We start from the raw sequence: 10,737 nt of genomic DNA, 5'->3' as shown, positions 1-10,737 counted from the left end.
CGACGACGTTTTCGCCGCCGACGACGACGTATTCGCCGCCGACGACGACGTATTCGCCTCCGACGACGACGTATTCGCCTCCGACGACGACGTATTCGCCCCCGACGACCACGTATTCGCCTCCGACGACGACATATTCACCGCCCAGCACGAAGGCAACCACCCAGGCGCCGCCGCCCAGCACGTATTCGCCGCCGAGCACCAAGGCCACCCAGGCGCCGATTCCGACCCACACCCAGCAGACCCTGCCGCCGCCGACGCATTCGCAGCCGGTGTTCCCGCAGCAGCCCTTCCCCCACCACGGCTTCTGAGGGTGCCCGACACCGATGGCCTGGTCACGGTGGTCCTGCCCTGCCTCAACGAAGAGGAGTCGCTGCCCGCGGTGCTAAGCGCCATACCCGCGGGCTACCAAGCGTTGGTGGTGGACAACAACAGCACCGATGACACCGCCGGGGTCGCACGCCGGCACGGCGCCCAGGTCGTCGCCGAACCGCGGGCCGGGTACGGCTCGGCCGTCCACGCGGGCGTGCTGGCCGCGACGACCCCGATCGTGGCGGTGATCGACGCCGACGGCTCGATGGATGGCGCCGATCTGCCCCGGCTGATCGCCGAGCTCGAGCGCGGCGCCGACCTGGTGACCGGCAGGCGCCGGCCCGTACCCGGGCTGCACTGGCCCTGGGTGGCCCGGGTGGGCACCGTGGTCATGAGCTGGCGACTGCGCACCCGCCACGGCCTGCCGGTGCACGACATCGCGCCGATGCGGGTCGCCCGGCGCGACGCGCTGTTGCAGCTGGGCGTCGCCGACCGGCGATCGGGTTATCCGCTGGAATTGCTGGTGCGGGCGGCGGCCGCCGGCTGGCGCGTCGTCGAACTCGACGTCAGCTACGGCCCCCGGACGGGCGGCAAGTCGAAGGTCAGCGGTTCGCTGCGGGGCAGCATCACCGCGATCCTGGATTTTTGGAAGGTGATTTCGTGAGCGTCCTTCCGGTCACCCTGTTGGTGGTCGCGAAGGCGCCCGAGCCGGGCAGGGCCAAGACGCGGCTCGCGGCGGCCGTCGGCGACCGCGTCGCCGCCGAAATCGCCGCCGCCGCACTGCTTGACACCCTCGACGCCGTGGCCGTCGCGCCGGTGACGGCGCGGGTGGTGGCGCTGGCCGGCGACTTGGACGCCGCGGCGAGCGCCGCCGAAATCCGGCAGCGGCTGGCGTCGTTCACGGTGATTCCCCAGCGCGGAAAGGATTTCGCCGCCAAGCTGGCCAACGCGCACGCCGACGCGGCCGACGGGCTTCCGGTGTTGCAGATCGGGATGGATACCCCTCAGGTGAGCACGGACCTGTTGACGGCTTGCGCGCACCGGCTGCTCGAGGCGCCGGCCGTTCTCGGGCCGGCCCGCGACGGCGGCTGGTGGGTGCTCGGAGTCGCGGATTCCGCGATGGCACGCTGCCTGTGCAACGTGCCGATGTCCGTGCCCGAAACCGGCGAGTTGACCGTGAAGGCATTGCGCGACAACGGCATCGAAGTGGTGACCGTCGGTACGCTGGCCGATGTCGACTTTGTCGACGACATCGCGGTGGTGCGCGACGCCTGCGCACCCACCAGCCGGTTCGCCCGCGTCACCCGTGCCGCCGGAATCTAGGCGATCGGGTTCCTACCAGTGCGTCAGGATGATCGTGTTGAGCGCCAGCGCACCGAGGGCGTTGAGCGCCAACCAGATCCGGTGTGACCGCGCCGGCAGCAGGGCGGCCGCCGCGGTGAGCCAGACGGTGAACGGCAGCCAGATTCGTTCCACCTCGGCCTTGCTGAGCATGCTCAGGTCCGCGACGACGATTGCGGCCAGCACGCCCAACAACAGCAGATGGAAACCGGAGCGGCGAGCGATGGCGGGCCAGTCGAACACTTTGCTGATACCGGCGACGCTACCCAGCCCGATCGCGCACACCACGCACGCGAGGTTGGCCCAGCTCCAATAGTGGAACGGGCGGTCTTTGGCGATGCCCTGCCAATAACGTTGCTGCACCAGGGTGTAGCCATCGAACCAGAAGAATCCCGCGATCGCAAAGGTCACCGCCACCGCGATCGCGCCCAGCGCCGCCGGGCCCAGGGCCCGCAGGATCGCTCGCCAGTCCGCCCAGCCATTCCTCGTGTTCTGGGCCGCGGCCAGCACCGCCAACGCCGGCAACCCCACCAACATCAGGCCGTAGTTGCAGAACACCCCCCAGCCCAACAGCAGGCCCGCGCCCGCGGCCGTCAGCGCGGGGAAGCGGACCGGGCGATGCACCGCCATCGCCAGCAGGGCGATGCCCCACGCCGCCACCCCGGCGAAGTAGCCGTCCGCGGAGACGGCCACCCAGATCGCGGTCGGCGCCAGGGCGACGAACGGGGCGGCGCGCCGCGCGGTCCGTTCGTCGGCCAGCGCCCGCACGGCGATCACCACCGCGGCCGCGGCGCTCGAGCCGGCCAGCAGGCACAGCAGCCCGGCCCAGGCGCCGCCATGCAGGCCGAGCCGGTCCAGCCAGACGAAGGTCAGCAGCGCACCGGGCGGATGCCCCGACACGTGCGTCGTCCACGAGTTCGGCTGGTAGTCCACGATACGGCTGGCAAATGTGCGCAGGGTCGCACCGATGTCGGTGATGCCGGGCACCTGCCACAAGTATTCGTCCCGGGTGGTCAGCCGGCCGGCGAAGCCGCGCTGCCACCCGTCGATCATCGCCAGAGCGAACGCCCACCCGCATGCGGTGGCCCAGCTGCCCAGCGTCACCACCCGCCACGAAAGGCGTTGCGCCAGAAGGGGTCCCCACGCCACGACGGCGATCGCGATGGCAATCGCGGGTCCGGTACCCCAGCTGGCGTGGATCAACCATTCGCCGAAGATCGGCGCGGAGCCGGCGTGGGTGGCGAACCTTTCGGGGCCGACGTCTTGACGTGGCCGCACGCCCGAGTTCACCCGCGGCAGCACAAACGCCGCCGCCACCAGCACCGCCCCGACCGTGACCGCGACCGCTTCGCGCAATGCCCCCCGTCGAGCGATCCTCACGGACGAACAGCCTATTGATCGCTCGTGCCGGCGAACCGGCGTACCAACGCCGTCCGATCGACCTTGCCGATGCCGCGGCGCGGCAGTGCGTCGACGACATGCAACTCGCGCGGCGCGGCAATGGCGTCCAGGGTGCGCGTCACCTGCGCTCGCAACGCGTCCAGGGTCGGCGCGGCGGAGCCGTCGCGCACCACGATCGCGGCGACCACCCGCTGGCCCAGCCTGTCGTCGGCCACTCCGAACACCGCGCAATCGCTGACGGACGGATGACTGCACAGCGCCGCCTCGACCGGCTGCGGCAACACCGTCAACCCACCCGTGCTGATCGCGTCGTCGGCGCGGCCCAGGACGGTCAGCACGCCCGCGTCGCTGAGGGCGCCGAGATCGTCGGTCGCAAACCAGCCCGGCTCGGCGAACGGATCCGGGTCAACCGGGTTGCGGTAGCCCTTGGCCAGCGTCGCGCCGCCGATGACGATGCGCCCGTCGACCGTGCGCAGCCGGACCCCGTGCAGCGGGAGACCGTCGTACACGCACCCCCCGGCGGTCTCGCTCATGCCGTAGGTGCGGACCACGGTGATGCCCGCCGCGGCCGCGTCGTTAAGAACCGGCCGCGGCGCGGGTCCGCCGCCGAGCAGCACGGCGTCCAGTTCGGCGAGGGCGGCCGTGGCGGCCGGGTCGCCGAGTGCCTTGGCCAACTGCGCGGCGACCAGCGAGGTGTAGCGTCTTCCCTGACCCAAACCCCTTATGGCAGCGGGTAATTGGTCGACCTTGAACCCTGCGGAGACGTCCATCTCCACCGGCGCCGAGCCGGCGAGCACGCTGCGCACCAATACCTGGACCCCCGCGATGTGATGGGGCGGCAAGGCGAGCAGCCAGCTGCCCGGGCCGCCAAGGCGGTCGTGGGTGGCCATCGCGCTGGCGGTGAGGGCGGCGGCGGTCAGCATCGCGCCCTTGGGAACCCCAGTGGTTCCCGACGTCGCCGCGACCAGGGCCACGTCGTCGTCGATGGCCTCCCCGACGCGCAGACCCGCCCGCAGCGCATTCGACTCACGAGCATCGGCCCCGGCCAGGGCGACCAATGCGGGGTCACGGCCGTCCAGCACGCGTTCGAGTGCGGGCAACAGCGACGAGGCCGCCGAGCCCGGCGGGACATGCAGCGCGCGCAGTACGGCTATGCCGGGTCCCCGGCCTCGTCGGCGTCGTCGAATGGCCAGCCCTGGGCCGCCAACCGCACGCGTACCCGCTCGACGTCGCTGGGCGACGGCAGCTCGTCGGTGATCTGGGTGATCAGCACGCCGATGTCGACATCGTCGAACTCGCCGCGGCGAACCAGCTCACAGGCCACCGCCTTGGCTTCGTCGTTGGACAACCGGCGGGTCAGCAACGCCAGCACCGGGAAGGTGTCGGTCGCCGGAACCCCTTCCGGGTATCCCGCGCGAAGCCAGGAGACGATGGAATTGAGGAACCCGTTCATGCTGGTGCAGCTCCCCCCGGTTTTTGGCTGAGCAAATCGGTGGGCATTAATTGATGCTACTTGGGTTTGGCGCCGAGGAACGGGGAGCCGATGTGATGGGCGATGAAGTCCCGCGAGATGTACAGCAAAGCAAGGGCGATCACAAAGATCACCACCGCATAGATCGCAAACGCGATCGCCAGCAACGCCGGGTTCTTCTGTGGCGGCCCGCTATCGGTGCTGACCTGTCCGGCGCCGATCGCCTGGCATCGCAGACCCAGGGCGAACAACCCCGGTAGGGCGGCGCCGGCCAGCATGGCGAAGACCAGGATCTTGAGCGAGGCCTGGTAGTTGAACCAGTCGCTGACGTGACTCATCAGGCGCTCGCCTTGATCGTCGGGTCGTCGGAGTCCAGTGGAGAAGGCATACCGCCGCCGAGTGTGGGGCCGGCGTCCGAGGCCGGGCGCTGATCGTCGGGCTCCTCAAGCCCGCTGGTCAGGTCGCCCTTCCATTCGGCGTTGACGTTGTGGTGGTCGACCTTGACCCTGCGCGAGCGGGCGTAGATGGTGGCCGACACCGCGATGAGCAGCGCGAAGCCCACGATGGCGCCCGGGTAGCCGCCGATAAGATGCACGATCCAGTACGTGATCGCGCCGACCAGCCCCGCCAGCGGAAGCGTGACCAGCCACGCGACGCCCATGCGGCCGGCGACGCCCCAGCGGACCTCGCCGCCGGGCTTGCCCAGTCCGCTGCCCAGCACCGAGCCGGTGCAGACCTGGGTGGTCGACAGCGCGTAGCCGAAGTGGGCGGACAGCAAAATCACCGCGGCCGACGAGGACTCGGCCGCCATTCCCTGTGGCGACTGGATCTCGACCAGCCCCTTGCCCAGGGTGCGGATGATCCGCCAGCCGCCCAGATAGGTGCCGAGCGCCATCGAGCAGGCGCAGCCGACGATGACCCACAATGGCGGCATCGAGGCGGTCTTGCTGACCGAGCCGTAGGACATCAGTGCCAGGAAGATGATGCCCATCGTCTTCTGCGCGTCGTTGGTGCCGTGGGCCAGCGATACCAGCGATGCCGAGCCCCACTGACCGTATCGGAAGCCGGCTTCGGTGCGCTTGCTCGGGATATTGCGGGTGATCCGGTAGACCAGCCAGGTCGCTACCGCGCCGATCAGGATGGCCAGGATCGCCGACGCGACGGCCGGGATGATCGCCTTGGACACCACGCCCTTCCAGATCACGCCGTGCGCGCCGACGGCGGCAATGGTGGCGCCGACGATGCCGCCGATCAGGGCGTGCGACGAACTCGAGGGGATACCGAGGAGCCACGTCAGCAGGTTCCACACGATGCCGCCGACGAGGCCGGCGAAAACCAGCTCCAGCGTCACGATGTGCCCGTCGATCAAGCCTTTGGCGATCGTTGCGGCGACGGCGGTGGACATGAACGCGCCCACCAGATTCAGCACCGCAGATAGCGCGACCGCTGCTTTGGGCTTGAGCGCACCACTGGCGATCGAGGTCGCCATCGCGTTGCCCGTGTCATGGAAGCCGTTGGTGAAATCGAAAGCCAATGCCGTGATTACGACAATGGTCAAGAGGAACAATTGGATGTTCACATCGCCTGATTCTGGTGGTTGGAGGTTCGCATTGTCGAATACCGCGGGAGCCGAAACGCGGGTGTACCTTGAACCGTCGCCAGATGTTACCTCGCAGTTAACCGTCGTTTCCCTGTCGTTCACCTCGTGTATCACGCCGCAGCGGGTGCTCCGGCGGCACCTCGACGAAGATGAGCGTGAGGCCATCCGGATCGGTCACGTGCATCTCTTTCAAGCCCCACGGTTCGCGCCGCGCTTCACGGGCGATTTTTACCCCGCGACCCGCCAGCTCCGCTTGGGTGGCCTCGATGTCGCGGACCTGCAGCCACAGTGCGCCGGGGAAGGCCCGCTCAGTGGGGTCGGGCGCGCCGTGACCGGCCAGCTCCAGCAGCGATTGGCCCGCGAAAAACACTGTCCCGGCGCCGTAGTCGCGCCAAATCGCCAGGCCTATCTCATCGCGGTAGAAGGCTAGTGACCGCTGATAGTCCGACGGCCGCAGCAGCATCCGGCTGGCCAGGATCTCCATGAAATCGTGTCTACCACCCGGCCGGGTCAGCCATCGGTATTGCGGTTGGGCTGGATGCTTTGGCGCTGCATCATGGCGTTCACCCAGCGCGGGCCGAAGATGTCCAGCGCCCGGCCGGCGATCGCGATCCGTGGTGCGATGCGCACCGGGCGGGTACGGGCCGCGGTGAGCATCCATTCGGCGGCCTCATCTGAGGTCAGTGCGGCCACCCCCTCGTAGGCTTTCGTCGGTGCGATCATCGGGGTGGCGACCAGCGGGTAGTACAGCGTGGTGGAGTGCACCCCCTTGTCGCCCCACTCGGTTTCCACCACCCGGCTGACCGTCGACAGCGCCGCCTTCGAGGCGTTGTACACCGCGAACAGCGGCGAGGCCTCCGACATCACCCCCCAGGTGGAGACGTTGATGATGTGGCCGTCGCCGCGCTCGATCATCCCCGGCGCCAGCCCGCGCATCAGCCGCAGCGGCGCGTAGTAGTTGAGCACCATGGTCCGCTCGACGTCATGCCACCGTTCCAGCGATTCGGCCAGCGGCCGGCGGATGGACCGGCCGGCGTTGTTGATCAGGATGTCGATTCCGCCGAGACGTTTGTCGACGTCGGCGACCAGCGTATCGACGGCGTCCATATCCGAGACGTCGCACTGGATCGACAACGCATCCCCCCCGGCGGTGGTGATCCGCTCGGCCAGCGCGTCCAGCAAATCCTTGCGGCGTGCGACGACGACCACCGTGGCACCCGCCCTGGCGAACTGTTCGGCCGCGGCCTCACCGATCCCGGACGACGCCCCGGTGAGCAGGATGCGCTTGCGGGCCAGCTCGATCGGCTTGATCAGCGGACGGTTGACCAGCACTTGCGGCGCCGCGGGGGGACGCATGGTCGCCAGCACCAGCTGGTCGGCGATCCGGCGCAGGGGACTCTTGCTCACGTGACGCGAGTCTATGCGGTGGCCCCGGCGCGCTTGCCGCTAGAAGTAGCGGGGGAACCGGCTCCAGTCCGGATCCCGCTTTTCCAGGAAGGCGTCGCGGCCCTCGACGGCCTCGTCGGTCATGTACGCCAGCCGGGTGGCCTCGCCCGCGAACAGCTGCTGGCCCACCAGGCCATCGTCGAGCAGGTTGAACGCGAACTTCAGCATGCGTTGTGCCTGAGGCGATTTGGCGTTGATTTCGCGCGCCCATCCGATGGCCTCCGATTCCAGCTGCGCATGGTCGACGACGGCGTTGACCGCGCCCATGTGGTGCATCTGCTCGGCGGTGTAGGGGCGGCCCAAAAAGAAGATCTCCCGGGCGAACTTCTGCCCGACCTGACGCGCCAAATACGCGCTGCCGTAACCACCGTCGAAGCTGCCGACGTCGGCGTCGGTCTGCTTGAACCGGGCGTGTTCGCGGCTGGCCAGGGTGAGGTCGCACACCACATGCAGGCTGTGCCCCCCGCCGGCGGCCCACCCGTTGACCAGACAGATGACCACCTTGGGCATGAACCGGATCAGCCGTTGCACCTCGAGGATGTGTAACCGGCCGGCGCGGGCGGTGTCGACGGTGTCGGCGGTGTCGCCGCTCGCGTACTGATAACCGCTGCGCCCGCGGATGCGCTGATCGCCGCCGGAGCAGAACGCCCAGCCGCCGTCCTTGGGCGATGGTCCGTTACCGGTCAATAACACCACGCCGACGTCGGGAGACATCCGGGCGTGGTCGAGCACCCGGTACAGCTCGTCGACGGTGTGCGGCCGAAAGGCGTTGCGCACCTCGGGGCGATCGAACGCCACCCGGACGGTCGCGTCATTGACGTGGCGGTGATAGGTGATGTCGGTCAGGTCGTCGAACCCGTCGACCGGACGCCACGCTTGCGCATCGAAGGGGTTGTCACTCAATCTCTTTGAACTCCTATGCCGGGTCCAGCCGGAATACCGGGCACACGCCGGCCAGCGCCTCGAACTCCTCGGGACGTCCGTCCTTGACCAACCCAGAGCGTTTCATGAAGCCGACGCCGGTGGGCACCTCGGTGGGAAACGCCCGCAAGAACGGCCGCGCCGCGTCGACGGACAACTCCACCATCCGTACTCGTTCACGGTTTCGGCCGCGCGCCACCGTCACATGGTCGGCGGCGCGGACGTTCCGGATCCAATCCGCCCCCGGAAATCCGCCCACCACATACCGTTTGCCGTCCACCGTCATCGGTGTCACCGGGGTCGAGCGGTCACGGCCGGAATTACGTCCTTTGACCGTCAACACGACGGGGCTTTCGCCGCCGAAGCTCATGCCGAGCCGTGTCATCCGGATGAAGACCTTGTTCGCCGGCTTCAGCCACCACGGCGGCTTGACCGATTTGCCACTGGCCATACCAGCGACGTTACTTCAGGCCTGCCGCGCCCCGATGCCGAGTGTGCGGCCAGCCGCACGTTCGACCGCCAGTGTGCGGCCAGGCGCACACTCGGCGCAACACCAATCTCAGCCCACGGAGCGGGCGGCGCCCTCCCAGAACTGCGCGCGCACCGCCTTCTTGTCGGGCTTGCCCAGCCCGGTCAACGGCAGCGAATCGGCGAGCACCACGCGCTTGGGCGACTGCACCGAGCCCTTGCGGTCCTTGACCGCGGCCTGGATCTCGGCGGTCATCTGCTCGATCGCCGCGTCATCGCGGGGCGCATCCGAGCGCAGCACCACCACCGCGGTGACCGCCTCGCCCCACTTCTCGTCGGGCGCGCCGACCACGCACACCTGGGCGACGGCCGGATGCTCGGCGACAACGTCCTCGACCTCGCGCGGGAATACGTTGAAACCGCCGGTGACGATCATGTCCTTGACCCGGTCGACGATGAAGTAGAAGCCGTCTTCGTCCTCGCGGGCCATGTCGCCGGTGTGCAGCCAGCCGTCTTTGAACGTTTCGGCTGTCGCCTCCGGCAGGTTCCAGTAGCCACCGGCCAACAGCGGTCCGCTGACACAGATTTCGCCCGGCTCGCCCTGCGGAACGGGCTTGCCATCCTCACCGAGCAGCGCCACCCGCGCGAACAGCGTCGGTCGCCCGCAGGATGTCAGCCGCTTCTCGTCGTGCTCGCCCTTGGCGAGGTAGGTGATGGCCATCGGCGCCTCGGACTGCCCGTAGTTCTGGGCGAAGATCTTGCCGAACCGGCGGATCGCCTCGGCCAGCCGCACCGGGTTGATCGCCGAGGCGCCGTAGTAGACCGTCTCCAGCGACGACAGGTCGCGGGTGTGCGAATCCGGGTGATCCATCAGCGCGTACAGCATCGACGGCACCAGGAACGTGGCCGTAATGCGCTTGGATTCAACGATTTTCAGCACTTCCGCGGGATCGAACTTGGGCAGCACATGCATCTCGCCGCCCTTGATCAGCGTCGGCAGGAAGTACGCGGCGCCGGCGTGCGAGAGCGGGGTGATCATCAAGAACCGCGGTTCCTCCGGCCACTCCCACTCCGAGAGCTGGATCTGGGTCATCGAGGAGATCGACGCCGCGGTGCCCATCACGCCCTTGGGCTTGCCGGTGGTGCCGCCGGTGTAGGTCAGGCCGATGACCTGATCCGGCGGCAGCTCGGCGGCCTCGAGCGGCTGCGGGTCGTATTTGGCCGCCTCGGCGGCCAGGTCCACCGCCACGCCGCCGAGTGCCTCGGGCACCGGACCGATGGTGAGGATCTGCTTGAGCCCGGGCACCTTCTCGAGCAGCGCCAGCGCCCGCTCGACGAACATCGGGTTGGGGTCGATGATCAGCGAACTGATGCCGGCGTCGGACAGCACGTAGGCGTGGTCGTCGAGGGAGCCCAGCGGATGCAGGGCGGTACGCCGGTAACCCCGGATCTGTCCGGCACCGATGATCAACAGCACCTCGGGGCGGTTGAGCGACAGCAGCCCCACCGCGACGCCGGTGCCCGCGCCCAGCGCCTCGAACGCCTGGATGTACTGGCTGATCCGCTCGGCCATCTGACCACCGGTGAGCGTGGTGTCGCCGAGCAACAGCACCGGCTTGGACTTGTGGCGCTTGAGCGCCCCCACGAGCAGGTGGCCGTTATGGGTCGGGGTGCGCAACTGGTCGGCCGTCATGGCGCCGCTCCTCCTCATCACATCGCTGTAGCATCGTCGCCGACGCGACTCATGAGCAAGACTAGAACGTGTTGCAATTTGGGA

13 protein-coding genes are annotated in these 10,737 nt (G+C 68.6%); 2 read left to right on the top strand and 11 right to left on the bottom strand.

The annotated features are described in order from the left end of the window. Positions 1–235: hypothetical protein (locus A5686_RS28265; protein ID WP_197520537.1), on the bottom strand; the 235-nt coding region annotated here is incomplete at its 3' end. Between the two features lie 78 nt (positions 236–313). Here A5686_RS28265 and A5686_RS09970 point away from each other — a divergent pair. Beyond that, positions 314–976: a glycosyltransferase family 2 protein gene (locus A5686_RS09970; protein ID WP_067933638.1), complete on the top strand. Its 663-nt coding sequence runs from the start codon at positions 314–316 to the stop codon at positions 974–976. Beyond that, the gene (locus A5686_RS09965; protein WP_067933636.1) at positions 973–1,635 is read left to right on the top strand and encodes a DUF2064 domain-containing protein; all 663 of its coding nucleotides are present in this window, start codon (positions 973–975) and stop codon (positions 1,633–1,635) included. Before A5686_RS09970 ends, A5686_RS09965 begins: the two co-directional genes overlap by 4 nt. Positions 1,636–1,647: 12 nt before the next feature. On the opposite strand, the gene A5686_RS09960 is transcribed toward A5686_RS09965, so the two are convergent. From A5686_RS09960 to fadD8, 10 genes are all read right to left on the bottom strand, one after another. Further along, positions 1,648–3,009, bottom strand: a complete 1,362-nt coding sequence (locus A5686_RS09960; protein ID WP_156750023.1) for a hypothetical protein — start codon at positions 3,007–3,009, stop codon at positions 1,648–1,650. Between the two features lie 35 nt (positions 3,010–3,044). Continuing rightward, positions 3,045–4,136 (bottom strand): o-succinylbenzoate--CoA ligase, encoded by a 1,092-nt coding sequence (gene menE / locus A5686_RS09955; protein WP_067933633.1) that lies wholly within the window; start codon positions 4,134–4,136, stop codon positions 3,045–3,047. 68 nt (positions 4,137–4,204) lie between these two features. Next, entirely contained in the window at positions 4,205–4,507 is a 303-nt protein-coding gene (locus A5686_RS09950) for a DUF3349 domain-containing protein (RefSeq protein WP_067933631.1), read from the bottom strand. Positions 4,508–4,563: 56 nt separating this feature from the next. After that, on the bottom strand, positions 4,564–4,863 hold the full coding sequence (locus A5686_RS09945; RefSeq protein ID WP_067933628.1) for a hypothetical protein: 300 nt from the start codon (positions 4,861–4,863) through the stop codon (positions 4,564–4,566). Further along, positions 4,863–6,104: an inorganic phosphate transporter gene (locus tag A5686_RS09940; RefSeq protein WP_067933626.1), complete on the bottom strand. Its 1,242-nt coding sequence runs from the start codon at positions 6,102–6,104 to the stop codon at positions 4,863–4,865. Before A5686_RS09940 ends, A5686_RS09945 begins: the two co-directional genes overlap by 1 nt. 97 nt (positions 6,105–6,201) lie before the next feature. Next, positions 6,202–6,609 (bottom strand): VOC family protein, encoded by a 408-nt coding sequence (locus A5686_RS09935; protein ID WP_067933624.1) that lies wholly within the window; start codon positions 6,607–6,609, stop codon positions 6,202–6,204. 26 nt (positions 6,610–6,635) lie between these two features. Next, positions 6,636–7,532: an SDR family oxidoreductase gene (locus A5686_RS09930; RefSeq protein ID WP_067933622.1), complete on the bottom strand. Its 897-nt coding sequence runs from the start codon at positions 7,530–7,532 to the stop codon at positions 6,636–6,638. Positions 7,533–7,571: 39 nt separating this feature from the next. Continuing rightward, positions 7,572–8,474 carry a 1,4-dihydroxy-2-naphthoyl-CoA synthase gene (locus A5686_RS09925; RefSeq protein WP_067933621.1) on the bottom strand — a complete coding sequence of 301 codons (903 nt, stop codon included), beginning with the start codon at positions 8,472–8,474 and terminating at the stop codon, positions 7,572–7,574. A 13-nt stretch (positions 8,475–8,487) separates the two neighbouring features. Beyond that, positions 8,488–8,943 carry a nitroreductase/quinone reductase family protein gene (locus A5686_RS09920; RefSeq protein WP_067933619.1) on the bottom strand — a complete coding sequence of 152 codons (456 nt, stop codon included), beginning with the start codon at positions 8,941–8,943 and terminating at the stop codon, positions 8,488–8,490. Between the two features lie 108 nt (positions 8,944–9,051). Continuing rightward, positions 9,052–10,671, bottom strand: a complete 1,620-nt coding sequence (gene fadD8, locus A5686_RS09915; protein ID WP_369829692.1) for a fatty-acid--CoA ligase FadD8 — start codon at positions 10,669–10,671, stop codon at positions 9,052–9,054. Between the last annotated feature and the right edge of the window lie 66 nt (positions 10,672–10,737).

The organism is Mycobacterium sp. E2479 (assembly GCF_001667925.1).
Classification (GTDB): domain Bacteria; phylum Actinomycetota; class Actinomycetes; order Mycobacteriales; family Mycobacteriaceae; genus Mycobacterium.
The sequence above is the reverse complement of the archived record's forward strand: the minus strand, read 5'-3'. Positions and strand labels throughout refer to the sequence as shown.

Bases quoted from the DNA above. Each gene is read 5' to 3' on its own strand.
- A5686_RS09945 (WP_067933628.1), bottom strand. From the start codon at position 4,863: ATGAGTCACGTCAGCGACTGGTTCAACTACCAGGCCTCGCTCAAGATC.
- fadD8 (WP_369829692.1), bottom strand. From the start codon at position 10,671: ATGAGGAGGAGCGGCGCCATGACGGCCGACCAGTTGCGCACCCCGACC.
- A5686_RS09920 (WP_067933619.1), bottom strand. From the start codon at position 8,943: ATGGCCAGTGGCAAATCGGTCAAGCCGCCGTGGTGGCTGAAGCCGGCG.
- A5686_RS09935 (WP_067933624.1), bottom strand. From the start codon at position 6,609: ATGGAGATCCTGGCCAGCCGGATGCTGCTGCGGCCGTCGGACTATCAG.
- A5686_RS09950 (WP_067933631.1), bottom strand. From the start codon at position 4,507: ATGAACGGGTTCCTCAATTCCATCGTCTCCTGGCTTCGCGCGGGATAC.